This window comes from Thalassospira profundimaris WP0211 (assembly GCF_000300275.1).
GTDB lineage: Bacteria > Pseudomonadota > Alphaproteobacteria > Rhodospirillales > Thalassospiraceae > Thalassospira > Thalassospira profundimaris.
This window is the reverse complement of record NZ_AMRN01000011.1, coordinates 24,463-40,268: the sequence shown is the minus strand read 5'-3', so window position 1 is coordinate 40,268 and position 15,806 is coordinate 24,463. Positions and strand designations below refer to the sequence as shown.

Genomic DNA, 15,806 nt, shown 5'->3' with positions numbered 1-15,806 from the left:
TCTCTGGGAGTATATGACGATGAACAAGTCGTTCGTCGAAGACAGTAGGGCGGAAGCCCAACGATTCTTTGAAGAAAATCCGGATGTCGAACTTGTTGAGTTGCTCATTCCCGACATTAACGGCGTGTTTCGCGGCAAGCGAATCAGTAAACAGAAATTCCTTAAAAGCTTTAGCGAAGGTGTAACGCTGCCGGGCTCCATGTGCCTGGTTGATATCACGGGTGACAACCCCGAAGGTACGGGCCTCCTTTGGTCGAGCGGTGATCAGGACAATCTGGCAAAACCGATCCCGGGAACCCTTTGCCGCGTGCCTTATGGTGAACTGCCACTCGCACAGGTGATGATGAGCCTGTACAACCTTGACGGCACCAAGTTTTTTGCCGATCCGCGCAATGTGTTGCAGGGCGTCGTTGATCGTATGGCCGCCGATGGTTTTTATCCGACCGTGGCACTTGAACTTGAATTCTATCTTGCCGATCAGAACCAGGAAACCGCCGCACCGCTGCCGCCGCAGCCGCTTGGTGGTGGTATTGCGTCTGATGGCGTGCAGGTTTATGGCCTGCAACAGATCGAGGATTTTGAAAAAGTCCTGCATGATGCGGTTGCCGAACTGAACCGTCAGGGCATCCCGGCCGACACCATCGTTGCCGAAGCAGGCCCGGGGCAGTTTGAAATCAATCTTGGTCACGTGACCGATCCGATGATGGCGGCAGATCACGCCATGCAGCTTAAACGCGTGGTTAAGGGCATTGCCTGGGATCACGGCGTGACAGCAACCTTCATGGCAAAACCCTATTCCGATCAGGCGGGCAATGGCCTGCATGTTCATGTGTCGCTGCGTGACAAGGATGACAATAACGTTCTCTCACCGGTGGGTGACGAGGAAGTGTCGGACAATCTGCGCTTTGCGATTGGTGGCCTGCAGGAAAGCATGTTTGAAAGCATGGCGATCTTTGCACCAAACCCGAATTCCTTCCGCCGGTTCCAGAACAAGGCCTATGCGCCGATGTCGCCGAACTGGGGTTTGAACAACCGTACCGTCGCCCTTCGTATTCCGGCAGGAAGCCCGAAGGCAGCCCGCGTTGAACACCGCGTGTCGGGTGCCGATGCCAACCCGTATCTGGTTCTGGCGTGTGTTTTGGCTGGCATGCATCATGGCATGAAGAACAAACTTGATCCGGGTGAACCGACCGTTGGAAACGGCTATGAGCAGCATGGCGGGCGCATTGTTCCGCGCAGCATGATTTCGGCCCTCGATCGCTTTGTCGAAGGCGATATCGTCAAGGAATACCTTGGCGAACGTTTTGTCGAGGTGTTCGATATCTGTCGTCGTGCCGAATATGACGAGTTCTTTGCCGAAGTCACCCAGCTTGAATATCGCTGGTATCTCGACGCGGTATAACCAGACAAAACAACAATAAAGTTTGACAGGGAAAAGACGGGAATGTCGCAAAAGGTAGGGGATCGTCTGAAGGCGGTGCGCAGCATGTACGGGCTGTCGCAGCGTGAACTGGCCCGCCGGGCCGGTGTGACCAACAGCACGATCTCGACGATTGAACAGAACCGGGTCAGCCCGTCTGTTGATAGCCTGGCCAAGGTTCTGGCTGGCATTCCCATGAGCCTGATAGATTTCTTCACCATTGATCTTGATACCGGTGAAGAAATCTTTTTCAGGAAAGAAGACCTTGTCGAACTGTCTGATGGGACGATGTCGATGCGTCTTGTCGGGGCATCGCGCAAGGATCGTAATTTGCGCGTGCTCCATGAAACATACCCTGCGGGCGGGGATACCGGTAACAACCTGATTGTCCAGAAGGGCGAGGAAGCCGGTGTTGTCGTCCGTGGCAAGCTTGAAGTCACGGTGGGCGAACGGGTCAAGGTGCTTGGCCCCGGTGATGCCTACTACTTCAATGCAGAAATTCCACATCGTTTTCGAAATGTGGGTGACGGGGAATGTGAAGTCGTCAGTGCGGCGACGCCACCGTCATATTGATGACAGATCGTGCTGCCAGAGTGCCCATCAGGGTGCCAAGTGCCACGATCAACTTTGAAAAAATCCAAACGCGCCATCCGTCAGGAGACTTGCGATGACCAATCCGATGAATTTTGAACAACTGACCGCGCAGGCCGCCGCCCTTGATATTCGCAACAAGGCGTTCATCAACGGTGCCTATGTCGATGCGGCATCCGGCAAGACATTTGATTGCATCAGCCCGCGTGACGGGTCGGTGCTGACCAAGGTTGCCGAGTGCGACGTCGAAGACGTCAATCGCGCGGTGGCATCGGCGCGTGTGGTATTTGAAAAAGGCAGCTGGTCCGAAGCCGCCCCTGCGAAACGCAAGGCGATCATGCTGCATTTCGCCGATCTGCTTGAAAAGAACGCTGCCGAACTGGCTCTTCTCGAAAGTCTTGATATGGGCAAGCCGATCACGCTTGCGGCGCGCGATGACATTCCGTTGTCCTATAAGTGCATCCGCTGGTATGCCGAGGCGATTGACAAGATCTATGACGAAATCTCGCCGTCGGGCACCAATGAAATTGGCATGATCACCCGTGAACCGCTGGGCGTGGTTGCCGCCGTTGTCCCGTGGAACTTCCCGCTGATGATGGCGGTCTGGAAGCTTGGCCCGGCCCTGGCGATGGGGAATTCGATCGTCCTTAAACCAGCCGAGCAGTCACCTTTGACCGCACTCCGAGTGGCGGAAATCGCAGTTGAGGCCGGCATTCCTGAAGGCGTTCTGAACGTTGTGCCGGGCTTTGGCCCGACGGCAGGCAAGGCGCTTGGCCTGCATGAAGATGTTGATTGCGTGACCTTTACCGGGTCGGGTGAAGTCGGCAAGCTGTTCTTGCAGTATTCCGGTCAGTCGAACATGAAGCGTGTCTGGCTTGAATGCGGTGGCAAAAGCCCGAACATCGTTCTGGCCGATTGCCCGGATATGGATGCGGCTGCTGCGGCGGCGGCCGGCGGTATCTTCTATAATCAGGGTGAGGTCTGCACGGCTGGTTCGCGTTTGATTGTCGAAGAAAGCATCAAGGACGAATTCATTGAGAAGGTGGTCGCCGCGGGTGCGAAAATGCAGCCGGGTGATCCGCTTGATCCGAAAAGCCAGATGGGCGCGATTGTCGATGAAAGCCAGATGAACCGTGTTCTGGGCTATATCGAAAAAGGATCCAGCGAGGGCGGTGTCCTTCGCACCGGTGGTAAACGGGTTCGCACCGAATCTGGTGGGTATTATGTTGAGCCGACCGTGTTTGACGGCATTAAAAACGACATGACGATTGCCAAGGAAGAAATCTTTGGCCCGGTTCTGTCGGTTATTTCGGTCAAGGACTGGAAAGAGGCTGTTCAGACCGCAAATGATACGCCATATGGTCTGGCAGCAGCAGTCTGGACGCGCGACATCAACAAGGCACACATGACCGCAAAGAAACTGCGTTCGGGTCTTGTCTGGGTCAATTGCTGGGACGGTGGATCAATCACCATGCCGTTTGGTGGTTACAAACAGTCCGGTACCGGTCGTGATCGTTCGCTGCATGCGCTGGACAAATATTGTGAAATCAAGTCGACCTGGATTGCACTGGGCGACGCGTAAGAACTCCGTCGACCGCTGGCAGGCAGATGGTCCGGGTTTGATACGGGAAGTGAGAAGGGTTTAAAAATGAGCAGCACCGGGGTCATTGACACCAAGGGCGGTGATAACGCCTTTACGGCAAAATCTGTGCATCAGAACACCAGCGAGCCGATGTATTCCGGTGCGCTGTCCTTCATGCGCCGCCGATATTCGCGCGACCTCAATGGGATTGATGTTGCTGTGACCGGTATCCCCTATGATCTTGCAACATCAAGCCGACCGGGCACGCGTCTGGGCCCGCAGGGGGTGCGTCGTGCATCGACCAACCTTGCCTGGGCACCGCATTTCCCGTCCGGCCGCGATATCTTTGCCGAGATGGCGGTGATTGACTATGGCGACATGGTCATTGATCCGGGCCACCCGGAAAAGATTCCGGAAATGATCGAAGATCACGCACGTGATATCGTTCAGTCCGGCGCCAAGATGCTGACCATTGGTGGCGATCACTTCATCACCTATCCGATCCTGAAGGCACATGCCGAAAAGTACGGTGATGGCATTTCACTCATCCAGTTTGATGCCCACTCCGATACCTGGGAAGATGACGGCGACCGCATTGATCACGGCACCATGTTCTGGCACGCGGCCAAAAAGGGCATCGTCAATCCGTCAAAATCCATTCAGGTCGGTATTCGCACCCACAATGAATCGACCCACGGGTTCAATATCCTTTATGGCCCGGATGTTCAGTCGATGTCGATTGACGCCATTGTCGAAAAGATCAAGGCCACGGTGGGCGACAACCCGGCCTATATCACCTTTGACATTGATGGGCTTGATCCGTGCTATGCACCGGGCACAGGTACGCCGGTTCTGGGCGGTTTGACCAGCCATCAGGCGGTGTCGATCCTGCGCGGTCTTGCAGGGCATGTGAACCTGATCGGCAGTGACGTGGTTGAAGTTTCGCCGCCTTATGATGTTTCTGACATCACATCGCTTGCCGGTGCGACCATGGCGTGGGAAATGCTGAACATTCATGCGGTTAACCGCGCAAAGTAATCTGCGATTTCAGATCGAAAATCTTCGGGGCCGGTATCATTTCACGATACCGGCCCTTGTTTTTTCATTTTCCTGTGCTCTGATAGCAATCAGAAAAACAAAAGAAGACAGGAGATCAAGGAAATGAAACCAATTGCTATTTCGCGCCTGACCATTTGCGGCATTGACGAACTGCCGACCCATCGCAGCCATGGTGTGACCCATGTCCTGTCGGTCCTTGATCCCGAACGTGAAGACCCGACCATCTTTGCCAATTTTGACCCGCATGAACGCACTATTTTGCGTTTCCATGACGTGATCGAAGACAAGGAAGGCCGTCCGGCCCCGACCAAGGCCGATGTCGAGGCCATCCTTGCCTACGGCGAAACCCTGATCGGAAGCCGTGCGGATCGCCGCGATGGCCATTTGCTGGTGCATTGTCACATGGGCGTATCACGTTCGACCGCCGCGATGATCACCCTGATGGCACAGTGCGAGCCGGACCGTGACGAAGACAGCATCTTCACCACTATCCGCGAAATGCGCCCGATTGCCTGGCCAAATTCGGTCATGATCGCCTTTGCCGATGAACTCTTGGGGCGCGAGGGGCGCCTGACCGCGGCCCTTCATCGCCACTACGCCATTCAGCTTGAGCGTGATGCGATGTTCGAACGCTGGATGACCGAACTTGAACGCCAACGTGAAGTCGGCTTTGGCAAAGGCCTGCAGAGGACGTAATTCGTCCGCCACAGGCACTCTGTCGCAGCAATTTCGTGGAAGTTACAGTTGCTGCGACAGGGTTTTGGTTTTTTCAGTAACAACATTGCCGGTGTGTTTGGTCGATTTGCTTTCAATCAGCAGGACCCAGCACTCTTCCTTGGCAATCGGGTTATGCATGACCCCTTTGGGGATGGTCAGAAATTCGCCTTCGCTCAGTTCGACCTTGTGGTCTTCGAACTCGATGATCAGGCTCCCCTTGACGATATGGAACAGCTCGTCTTCCTCGTCATGGGCATGCCAGACCAGTTCGCCTTTTACTTTTGCAATTTTGAGATATTGGTCATTCACTTCACCAATAATCTTTGGCGACCAATAGTCGGTAATTTGATCAAAACTTTGCATCAGATTGCGTGCGACGAGTGTGCTCATGAAAATGCCCTGTTGTCTGCTAGTGTGGTTTGGTTTTGATTTCGCGACTTTATATCCGGGGCGATTTTCGCACTGAAGTCCTAATCTTTTTGGGCCAAGCCTTTTGCGCAAGAATGTGAAAAGCCGATATGCTGGCGAATGCGACGCTACGTTCGATTAGCATTTGTCTGACGCGTTGAATCGATTTAAAAGGCGGTGGGTCCCACAGACCACATACTATTGATCCGCCGAATTTGCGGACAATTCGAACGGAGAAACGTCATGACAGCCAAAGCTGTTTGTCTTGGGGAACTGCTGATTGATTTTGTTCCGACCGTGACCGGAACCGGCCTTGCCGATGCGCCGGCCTTTGCCAAGGCGGCCGGGGGCGCACCGGGCAATGCGGCTGTGGGTTTGCAGCGTCTGGGTATTGAAACCGGTTTTATCGGTAAACTCGGCGATGATGCCTTTGGCCATTTCCTGGTCGATACCCTTAAGGCCGACAATGTCGATACATCGGGCATTGTCCTGACCAAGGAGGCGTTGACCGGGCTTGCATTCGTCTCCCTGCGTGCCGACGGGGAACGGGAATTTTCATTCTATCGCAGCCCGTCAGCCGACATGTTGCTCAGCATTGCTGATCTTGATCAGGACATGCTGAAATCAACCGATCTGTTCCATTACGGAACGCTTTGCATGATCGATGATGACCCGCGCGCGGCGACGCTTGAGGCGATCAAGATTGCCCGCGAGAACGGCGCGATCATTTCGTGTGATCCGAACCTGCGCCTGCCGCTGTGGCCGAGTGAGGAAAAGGCTCGTGAAATCCTGCGTTTGGCGATCAGTCAGGCCGATGTCGTCAAGATGTCGGACGAGGAAATCACTTTTGTTTCCGGCAAGGATGACCTTGAAGAAGGCATCAAGGATCTGTGGTGTGATCAATGGCGCGCGATGATTGTGACTTACGGTCCCAAGGGATCACGTTACATCACACCGGCGTTTGATGGCTTTGTGCCGTCCTTTGAAATCACCGCGGTTGACGCCACCGGGGCAGGGGATGGCTGCACGGCAGGCTTCCTGTCGCGCCTGCTGAAGGACCCGGAGCTTCTGGGGTCCGAAGAAAAACTTGCAGCCGCGTGCCGCTTTGCCAATGCGGTCGGTGCGATTACGGCAACCAAGCGTGGTGCCATCAACGCATTGCCGACGGAAAAAGAAGTCGAAGACTTTCTTTCGAACCGATAAGATCACAGGCGTAAATGAAAAATCACGCGGCGGCCATAATCTTGCCGCCGCGTGCTGCAAACTGTCCCACACATGGTTTGAAACGCGTGTTAGCCTGTTGGCAATAACACCGTATTGTTATGAATGAATTTGAATGGGCCGAGGGTGGTATGTCTGCTGATAAAATGACCGCAAGCTGGGATAAACTCGATCAACTGGGCGCGGAAGTTTCCGAAAAGCTCAATCTGCGTCAGGCATTTGCCAACGATCCTGCGCGCTTCGAACGATACAGTGCGGCCCTCAATGACCTGTTTGTTGATTACTCCAAAAACCTGATGACCGACGATGTGATGGCGGCCCTGGTTGAGCTTGCCAAAGCAGCCAATGTTGAAGGCTGGCGCGACCGGATGTTTAAAGGTGATCGGATCAATGTCACCGAAAACCGCGCGGTCCTGCATACAGCACTCCGCAATCTTGATGGCGGCCCCGTCGAGGTTGACGGCGAAGACGTCATGCCTGCGGTCAAGGAGGTTCTTGCCCGTCTGAAGGACTTCGCAGCACGCGTGCATTCCGGCGAATGGAAAGGCCATACCGGTAAGAAAATCACCGATGTGGTCAATATCGGTATTGGGGGCTCCGACCTTGGCCCGGTCATGGTCAACGAGGCGCTCCGTCCTTATCACATCGATGGCATTCGCTGCCATTTCGTGTCCAACGTCGATGGCGCACATATTGTCGATACGCTGAAATTCCTCGATGCGGAAACGACGCTTTTCATCATCGCGTCCAAAACCTTCACCACCGATGAGACGCTAACCAACGCCTATTCGGCGCGGGATTGGCTTGTCGGGATGCTGAAAGACGAAGCCGCCGTTGCCAAGCATTTCGTTGCCGTTTCAACCGCCCTTGATAAGGTCGCGGCATTTGGCATTGATACCGACAATGCATTCGGTTTCTGGGATTGGGTTGGCGGACGTTACAGCCTGTGGTCGGCGATCGGTCTGCCGATTATTCTGGCGGTCGGGTATGACAAGTTCGAAGAATTGCTGCGCGGTGCGCAGTCGATGGATAACCATTTCAAAACAGCCCCGATTGAAACCAACATTCCAATGATTCTGGGCCTGATCGGGGTTTGGTATCGCAATGTGCTGGGCGCATCCAGTCAGGCTATCCTGCCCTATGATCAGCATCTATCACGCCTGCCGGCCTATCTGCAGCAGGCCGATATGGAAAGTAATGGCAAATCAGTCACCCGTGACGGCAAACCGATTGCCTATGAAACCGGTCCGATCATCTGGGGAGAACCGGGCACCAACGGACAACATGCGTTTTATCAGTTGATCCATCAGGGTACGGAGCTGATCCCGGTTGATTTCATCGTGGCGGCAAATGCACTGCATCCGTTGGCGAACCATCATGACAAGCTGGTGTCGAACTGCCTCGCACAGGCCGAGGCATTGATGCGCGGCAAGACCGAGGCCGAAGTCCGTGAAGAGCTTTCTGGCAGTGACCTGTCACCAGCGGAGATTGACGTGCTGGCGCCGCAAAAGGTGTTTGATGGCAACAAGCCCAGCACCATGATCCTCTATAAGCAACTGGATCCCTTCACCCTTGGCCGACTGGTTGCGATGTATGAACACAAAATCTTTGTTCAGGGCATCATCTGGAACGTCAATTCCTATGACCAGTGGGGCGTTGAACTTGGCAAACAACTTGCCAAGGAACTGCTTCCGATGGTCGAGGGCAAGGAAGACGCCGGTGCCCGTGATGCATCTACCGCCGGTCTGATCAAACGCCTGCATGCCTTGCGTGGCGCATAAGCTGGCTTAGTCGTCCTGATCATCAAGGACGATGCGCAATCGATAGTTACCTGAAGGGCGGTTTTGGCCATGGCTGATGCCGCCCTTTTCAAATGTCAGTTTGCGTTCGGCACATAGTTGTTCTGCGACCTGATGCACGCGCGGCATCAAATCCCGCCAGTAAGAGCCAAAGGTTTTGGCAACCTCTGACGGGCAGATCGTTTTGTCTGGTCCGCGCTCTGTTGCCAGATCAATCACGCGCTGGCGCAGGATGGCGTAGGTTGGCTGATCTTCGTCTTTTCGGTCAAACATCATGACACTTGGTTCTGCATGTCCGCTTTTGCAGGCTGTTTTCGCTGGCGCCGGCACCGGTCAGAGCAATACTGAACTGCGTCCCAGCAATCCTTCCATTTGCGCCGCCAGTTAAACGGTCGTGCGCATGTCACGCAGGTTTTCTGCGGCAAATCTGATTTGCTGTGACGACGTCCATTGGCATTTTTCGGCATGACACTGCGTTCGGATCAATTTTACCGATTATCCGATCAGGGCTTCGACCATGGCATGTGCCGCTGTTCGGCCACTGCGCCATGCCGCCTCGACCCGTGCGCCAAGGCACCAGTCGCCTGCTGCAATCACCCGGCCATTCATGCCATTAAGGTGACTTTTGCCAAGCGGCAATTCAGTCCGCGCATAGCGCCAACGATGGGCCTGTACTGAATGAAGTTCCGGCAATTTCACGCCACTGACATCACGAAGGGCAGCCAGCAGCTTTTCAATCACGCGGTCCTTGTCTTCTTCAAGGTGGGCGCGTGACCATTCCGGGCTGGCATGCAGGACCCACGGATCGGGTGTGCGACGGTGGAACATGTCTTCGTTCTGGCTGCTGCGTGCGGCCCAGCTGATTTCGGGGCTCGGATACAGCATCGCGTCAAAGCCGGTCGGAAGCGGGCTTTCAAAGGCCGCCATCACCGCCCAGCACGGCGCCATGACAACCTCGTCAATCGGGGCATAGCGCGGGGCAAGTGGGCGCAAAAGATCGGCAGTCTGCGGGGCAGGGGCGGTGACGATCACACCATCAAACGGGCCGTAAGTCCCGTCCAGATCATCATGGAGCATAAAACTGCGCGGGCCGTTCGGCTCGATGCCGACAATGCGGTGTTGTTTCTGGATCGGGAAGGTGTCGACCAGGGGGCGGATCAGTTTGTTCATCTGTGGTGCGCCCTGATACCAGGGCTCTTCGGCAAGGTTGCCGACATGGCGCGCGATTGGTGAAAGTGCCGCACCTGATTGCGCGGGGGCGGACGTTCCGCGATGCAGGTTGGGCGACCAGTTTTGGGCCGCGTTAAATTCGGTTGCTTCTTGCAAAAACGCATTAAATCCGGGGTCACGCGCCGTCACATATTGCGCACCATGATTGAAGTGGCCGAAGTCGGTGCGCCGTGACGCCAGCCGCCCGCCAAGACCGCGGCTTTTTTCAAACACCGTTACATTCATGCCGATGCGGTGCAGCGTGCTGGCCGCCTTTAGGCCCGCCATTCCGGCACCAATGATCGCAATATTCACGTTTGACATCCGTGGCATGTGTGGCTCCTGTCTGATCCGGGCCGAATGTGAATTTAACTGTGCTTTGTCATACGCAAGCAGATCGGATTTGGAGCAGTGCGAGGAGCTAGAAAGTTGCGAAACCGGGTTCATCCATACAGGTTTGATGATCAAATGGTAAAATGGTTCAAACCGGTGGCGATATCGACTAAACTCCCGCCGCGGTCGGGGACATGGCCGATGAATATTAGGGGAGTTCGGGACACTGACGACGCGACGTGAACCACATATTCTGGTCGTTGATGACGACCAGGAAATCCAGAAGCTTTTGAAGAAGTTCCTGTTGCAACACGGTTTTCGCATTACCACCGTGTCCGACGGCAATGAAATGCATCGTGCACTGCGCGACTGGAAAATCGATCTGGTGATTCTTGATATCATGTTGCCAGGCGAGGACGGCTTTGCGCTGTGCCGGGATGTTCGACGGACCTCCAAGGTGCCGATTGTCATGCTGACGGCAGTGGGCGAGGATACTGACCGTATTCTTGGCCTTGAACTTGGTGCGGATGATTACCTGACCAAGCCGTTTAACCCGCGTGAATTGCTGGCCCGCATCCGTGCGGTGTTCCGGCGCTTTGAAACGGGGGCGGTTGGGCCGTCTGATAACGAAGTCGCCCCGGCGCACAAGATCATTTTCGGTGAATGGACGCTTGATATCGGATCACGTGAATTGCGCGATTCTGATAATGTCGCCGTGCATCTGTCGACGGGCGAGTTTTCGTTGCTTCTGGCACTGGTCAAGAACAACAAGCGGGCGCTGTCGCGTGAACAGCTTGTTGATATTGTGCGCGGGCAAAGCTCGCTTCCGTTTGATCGCAGCATCGATATCCAGATCAGCCGCCTGCGCCGAAAGATCGAAAAAGATGCCAAGAACCCGAAACTGATCAAAACAGTGCGCGGCATCGGCTATCAGTTCTGCGCCGACACCCAAACGATTTAGGCCGCCCCATGGCCGATATGTTCGCAAAATTCAGCAACTATATGCGCCGCTACAAGCCGCGCACGCTGGGCGGGCGTATCTTTCTTCTGATGATGCTGGGCGGGCTGATCATTGCAGCCCTCAGTGCCATGGCGTCCTATTACGTGATCGAGAGGGACGAACGCATTGGCCGGGCCTATACACTTGGCTTTACCATTCGCGAACTGGTACGGATCGCCGAAAACCCCGAATTTGAAAAAAACATCATCGATATTGCTGCGCGCGATGGCATGACGATGCGCATCCTGCCATCCGATGATGTCGGGACCTTGTTACTGTTTTCGAGACCCGCACAGCATATCGCCATGCCGGTCCGACTGGCCAATACCGGTTGGCCGACCTCGGTCAAGGTTCATTTCGAACGCGGTCGTTTGAGTGCCGAACAGCGCGCCACCATCGAGGCTACCGAAAATCCCAGCCTGTTCTTTGCCGAACTGTCGCGTGAAATCGCGCGTCTGGGCCTTGAGGCACAGGTTGAAATCATGATGCCGTCGGGCAAGCGCATTCTGGTGCACCATAACGAGCTGTGGGCGAATTATTCATCACCGTCGCTGGTCTTTCTGATGTTCCTGATGGGGGTGGCGGCAGTTCTTGTCGTGTTTGCCGGGCTTGCCGATTTGTTGGCAGGCCCGTTCAAGCGCCTGACGCGTGCGATCATTGATCACGCCGATGATGTCAGCGGCCCACCGGTCGAGGAACGCGGACCGACCGAGGCCCGGTCAATGGCCGCGGCCTATAACGATTTGCGTGAACGTATTTCAAGGATGCTGGGCGATCGCACCCGGATGCTGGCCGCCATTTCGCACGATTTGCGCACGCCCAGCACGCGGTTAAGACTGCGTGCCGAATTCATTGAAAATGATGAGCTGCGTGAAACCGTTTTGCGCGATCTTGATGAAATGGACAGTCTTCTCAATGACGCGCTTGATTTCCTCGGTGACTGGATTGCCAACGAAGAAGAACGCACGGTTGATTTCATTTCCGTGCTTGAAGCCATCTGTGACGATTATGCCGATCTTGGCCGTCCGGTGAGTTTTGCCGGGCCGCAGCCGTTGCAGTTCAGCTCGGTCCATACGGTGTTCGGCGGCAATGATGATGCCCATTCCTTTGAGGGCAAGCGCAGCATCCGGTTGTCTTGCCGTCCGGGCACGTTGAAGCGTGCCTTTACCAACCTGATTGAAAATGCCCTGAAATATGGCCATCGGGCCAATGTCAGCCTCGAAGCAACGGCAGATACCGTGCTGGTCACCATCCGGGACGAAGGGCCCGGTATCCCGGTCGAACATCAGGACAAGGTCTTCCTGCCGTTTTATCGTGTCGAAGGATCGCGGGCGCGCAGCACCGGGGGCAGTGGCCTTGGGCTTTCGATCGTCAAAACCGTGATTGATGCCCATGACGGGCGCATTGAATTGCGCAATATGCCGGGAAAAGGTCTGGAAGTTATCGTATCCCTGCCGCGCAGGGTTTAGGGCCATTCGATACAGTATCGGGCAGAGCAGGGCCCAAAAAGAAGAATGGCGGGTGGCCCCCAGAACCACCCGCCAATCAGATCAGATCCGCAACTCGGTATCCGGGTCAAACAGACTGATCTGAGACATGTCGGCCGAGAACGTCATGCTCTCGCCCGGTTTCGGTTGACGGTCCGGACGGACGCGCGCAACGATTTCCTTCCCGGCGATTTCGATCACGGTCATCGTGTCGGCACCGGTCGGTTCGATCACTTCGACCTTGCTGTCGAAATTGACATACTGGCTGCCCGGTTCGTCCGACCCGGTACGTTTGTGGGTCAGGGCTTCGGGGCGAATGCCAAACACGACATCCTTGCCGATATAACCACGATAGCTTTCCGGCGCCTCAAACAGCGGCAGGACAATCGGGTTGCCATCGCGCGGGATGGTCAGGGCCAGCTTGCCGCCCTCTTCGGTCAGGGTCGCATCAATGAAGTTCATCGACGGCGATCCGATGAAGCCGGCAACAAACATATTGTTCGGGCGTTCATAGATGTTTTGCGGCGTATCGAACTGCTGCAGGATACCGTCCTTCATCACCGCGATGCGCGACGCCAGGGTCATGGCTTCGATCTGGTCGTGGGTGACATAAACGATGGTTGAGCCAAGACGCTGATGCAGCTTCTTGATCTCGGTGCGCATGTCGACACGCAGTTTCGCATCAAGGTTTGAAAGCGGTTCGTCAAACAGGAAGATATCCGGATCACGGACAAGCGCGCGGCCCATGGCAACACGTTGACGCTGACCACCCGAAAGTTGGGACGGTTTGCGATCCAGAAGTGCTTCGATCTGAAGCAGTTTGGCAACATCGGCAACGGCCTTGTCACGTTCCTGATTGGAAACGCCACGGATTTCGAGGCCAAAGGTGATGTTCTTGCGCACCGTCATGTTCGGGTAAAGCGCATAGGACTGGAACACCATGGCGATGTTACGGTCTTTGGGATGCACGTCGTTGATAACGCGATCCCCGATGCGGATTTCCCCGTCGGTGGCTGTTTCCAGACCTGCAATCAGGTTCAGAAGGGTCGATTTGCCGCAACCCGACGGACCGACAAGGACGAGAAACTCGCCATCGTCAATCGCCAGATTGATTTCCTTGAGAACTTCGACAGGGCCAAAAGCCTTGCGAACTTTATCGAGGGTGAGTGATGCCATTTGCTTATCCCTTCACCGAGCCGGCGGTCAGGCCGCGGACGAAGTATTTGCCAGCGAGAACATAAACCAGCAACGTCGGAAGGCCGGTCAGCAGGGCTGCTGCCATATCAACGTTATACTGTTTCACGCCGGTCGTGGTGTTGACGATATTGTTGAGTGCGACGGTCATCGGTGCGTTTGCGCCAGAAGCAAACGAGGCACCGAACAGGAAGTCGTTCCAGATCTGGGTGAACTGCCAGATGACCGAAACCACGATGATCGGGGTCGAGATCGGCAGAATAATGCGCCAGAAAATGGTGAAGAACCCGGCACCGTCAATGGTGGCTGCCTTGACTAGTTCGTCCGGGATTGAAACGTAATAGTTCCGGAAGAACAGGGTGGTGAAGCACAGGCCGTAAACCACGTGGACCAGAACAAGGCCCGGGGTCGAGCTGGCAAGACCAAGCTTGCCAAGAACCTGCGACATCGGCAGCAGAACGACCTGGAACGGAATGAAGCAACCAAACAGCAGCAGGGCAAAGACGATGTTCGCCCCCTTGAACCGCCACTTGGTCAACGCATAGCCGTTGATCGCACCAAGGAAGGTCGAAATCAGAACGGCGGGGATCGCCATTTTGACCGAGTTCCAGAAATAGATTTTGATCCCGGTACATTCGACACCAACGCAGGCTTCGTTCCATGCATAGTTCCATGCATCAAACGTCACCACGCGCGGCAGCGAAATCAGCGACCCTTCACGAATTTCGTCAAGCGACTTCAACGAGGTCGAAATCATGACGATCAGCGGGAAAAGGTAATAGGCCGCAAACAGGATCAGAATAAGATACAGCAACCCGCGCAGAACGGTATTCTTCCAGCCTGCATCGTGGCTATAGGTCTGAATATCAGCCATTTTTCTTGCCTCCGCGCAGTTCGGAATACAGATACGGCACAATGATCGCCATAACGGTCGCCAGCATCATCATGGCACTGGCTGCACCAACACCAAGCTGGTTACGCTGGAAGGCCATCGTGTACATGAAGGTTGCCGGAAGATCGGATGAATAGCCCGGGCCTCCACCTGTAAGCGCAATGACAAGGTCAAAGCTTTTGACCGCAAGGTGGGCCAGAACGACGATCGCACTCAGGAAGACCGGGCGGATCGACGGAATGATGATACCGAAATAGATCCGGGGCAGGCTGGCACCGTCCATATAGGCTGCGCGAATGATGTCCTGATCGACGCCGCGCAATGCCGCAAGGAACATTGCCATGACAAAGCCCGATGCCTGCCAGACTGCTGCGATCACAACCGTGTAGATCGCCATGTCCGAATTGACCAGCCAGTCGAACTTGAAGCTCGTCCAGCCCAGATCATGCATCATGCTTTCAAGGCCAAGGCCCGGATTAAGAAGCCATTTCCAGACAGTACCTGTCACGATGAAGGACAGGGCCATCGGATAAAGGAATATCGTACGCAGCGCACCTTCGGCGCGAATACGCTGATCAAGAAGAACTGCCAGAAGGCACCCGATGATCAGGCAGGTCACAATAAACAGACCACCAAAAATCAGCAGGTTTTCAATGGCAACATGCCAGCGTTCCATCTGCCACAGACGTTCGTATTGCCGAAGCCCTGCCCAATCCCAGACGGGAAGCATGCGCGACTTGGAAAACGCCATATAGCCGGTCCACAGGATGAACCCGTAGACAAAAAACAGGGACGCAGCAAAGGACGGTGCAACAACGATCTTGGACAGATGACGCTGGATGCTGGCCGTCAGGTTGCTTTCGGTGCTTTGAGAAGCCCCCATAACCTTTGCCT

General features: G+C 55.1%; 16 protein-coding genes. 9 read left to right on the top strand and 7 right to left on the bottom strand.

The window, feature by feature from the left end:
• Window positions 1-19: 19 nt before the first annotated feature.
• The 5 genes from TH2_RS17865 to TH2_RS17845 all read left to right on the top strand — a co-directional run bounded on the left by TH2_RS17865 (window position 20) and on the right by TH2_RS17845 (window position 5,348).
• Complete coding sequence (locus TH2_RS17865; protein ID WP_008891847.1) at window positions 20-1,402, top strand: glutamine synthetase family protein; 1,383 nt, start codon at window positions 20-22, stop codon at window positions 1,400-1,402.
• Between the two features lie 42 nt (window positions 1,403-1,444).
• Entirely contained in the window at window positions 1,445-1,993 is a 549-nt protein-coding gene (locus TH2_RS17860) for a cupin domain-containing protein (RefSeq protein WP_008891846.1), read from the top strand.
• Between the two features lie 94 nt (window positions 1,994-2,087).
• Window positions 2,088-3,593 (top strand): aldehyde dehydrogenase, encoded by a 1,506-nt coding sequence (locus TH2_RS17855; RefSeq protein WP_008891845.1) that lies wholly within the window; start codon window positions 2,088-2,090, stop codon window positions 3,591-3,593.
• A 66-nt stretch (window positions 3,594-3,659) separates the two neighbouring features.
• Window positions 3,660-4,631 (top strand): agmatinase, encoded by a 972-nt coding sequence (gene speB, locus TH2_RS17850; protein WP_008891844.1) that lies wholly within the window; start codon window positions 3,660-3,662, stop codon window positions 4,629-4,631.
• Window positions 4,632-4,754: 123 nt separating this feature from the next.
• Entirely contained in the window at window positions 4,755-5,348 is a 594-nt protein-coding gene (locus TH2_RS17845) for a tyrosine phosphatase family protein (protein ID WP_008891843.1), read from the top strand.
• Window positions 5,349-5,390: 42 nt separating this feature from the next.
• Here the strand turns inward: TH2_RS17845 and TH2_RS17840 are convergent, their stop codons facing one another.
• Window positions 5,391-5,759, bottom strand: coding sequence for a cupin domain-containing protein (locus TH2_RS17840; protein ID WP_008891842.1), 369 nt, complete (start codon window positions 5,757-5,759; stop codon window positions 5,391-5,393).
• A 261-nt stretch (window positions 5,760-6,020) separates the two neighbouring features.
• On the opposite strand from TH2_RS17840, the gene TH2_RS17835 reads away from it, so the two are divergent.
• Window positions 6,021-6,980: a PfkB family carbohydrate kinase gene (locus tag TH2_RS17835; RefSeq protein ID WP_008891841.1), complete on the top strand. Its 960-nt coding sequence runs from the start codon at window positions 6,021-6,023 to the stop codon at window positions 6,978-6,980.
• A 149-nt stretch (window positions 6,981-7,129) separates the two neighbouring features.
• Entirely contained in the window at window positions 7,130-8,779 is a 1,650-nt protein-coding gene (gene pgi, locus TH2_RS17830; protein WP_040824577.1) for a glucose-6-phosphate isomerase, read from the top strand.
• Window positions 8,780-8,785: 6 nt separating this feature from the next.
• On the opposite strand, the gene TH2_RS17825 is transcribed toward pgi, so the two are convergent.
• The 3 genes from TH2_RS17825 to TH2_RS17820 are packed head-to-tail and all read right to left on the bottom strand — an operon-like array spanning window position 8,786 to window position 10,339.
• Complete coding sequence (locus TH2_RS17825; protein WP_008891839.1) at window positions 8,786-9,073, bottom strand: DUF3253 domain-containing protein; 288 nt, start codon at window positions 9,071-9,073, stop codon at window positions 8,786-8,788.
• Window positions 9,070-9,264, bottom strand: a complete 195-nt coding sequence (locus tag TH2_RS20815) for a DUF2256 domain-containing protein (protein WP_008891838.1) — start codon at window positions 9,262-9,264, stop codon at window positions 9,070-9,072. Before TH2_RS20815 ends, TH2_RS17825 begins: the two co-directional genes overlap by 4 nt.
• Window positions 9,265-9,292: 28 nt before the next feature.
• A complete protein-coding gene (locus tag TH2_RS17820) occupies window positions 9,293-10,339 on the bottom strand; it encodes an NAD(P)/FAD-dependent oxidoreductase (protein WP_008891837.1) in 1,047 nt (348 codons plus the stop codon).
• A 226-nt stretch (window positions 10,340-10,565) separates the two neighbouring features.
• Between TH2_RS17820 and TH2_RS17815 the strand changes: the two genes are divergently transcribed.
• Both TH2_RS17815 and TH2_RS17810 read left to right on the top strand, forming a co-directional pair.
• Window positions 10,566-11,300, top strand: a complete 735-nt coding sequence (locus TH2_RS17815) for a response regulator (protein WP_040824552.1) — start codon at window positions 10,566-10,568, stop codon at window positions 11,298-11,300.
• An 8-nt stretch (window positions 11,301-11,308) separates the two neighbouring features.
• Window positions 11,309-12,808 carry a sensor histidine kinase gene (locus tag TH2_RS17810; RefSeq protein ID WP_008891835.1) on the top strand — a complete coding sequence of 500 codons (1,500 nt, stop codon included), beginning with the start codon at window positions 11,309-11,311 and terminating at the stop codon, window positions 12,806-12,808.
• Between the two features lie 81 nt (window positions 12,809-12,889).
• On the opposite strand, the gene TH2_RS17805 is transcribed toward TH2_RS17810, so the two are convergent.
• From TH2_RS17805 to TH2_RS17795, 3 genes are read right to left on the bottom strand one after another with little or no spacing between them, the layout of a single operon-like run.
• A complete protein-coding gene (locus TH2_RS17805) occupies window positions 12,890-14,002 on the bottom strand; it encodes an ABC transporter ATP-binding protein (RefSeq protein WP_008891834.1) in 1,113 nt (370 codons plus the stop codon).
• 4 nt (window positions 14,003-14,006) lie between these two features.
• Entirely contained in the window at window positions 14,007-14,894 is an 888-nt protein-coding gene (locus TH2_RS17800; protein WP_008891833.1) for a carbohydrate ABC transporter permease, read from the bottom strand.
• Window positions 14,887-15,795: a carbohydrate ABC transporter permease gene (locus tag TH2_RS17795; RefSeq protein ID WP_008891832.1), complete on the bottom strand. Its 909-nt coding sequence runs from the start codon at window positions 15,793-15,795 to the stop codon at window positions 14,887-14,889. The genes TH2_RS17800 and TH2_RS17795 overlap by 8 nt, the downstream gene beginning before the upstream one ends.
• Window positions 15,796-15,806 lie beyond the last annotated feature (11 nt).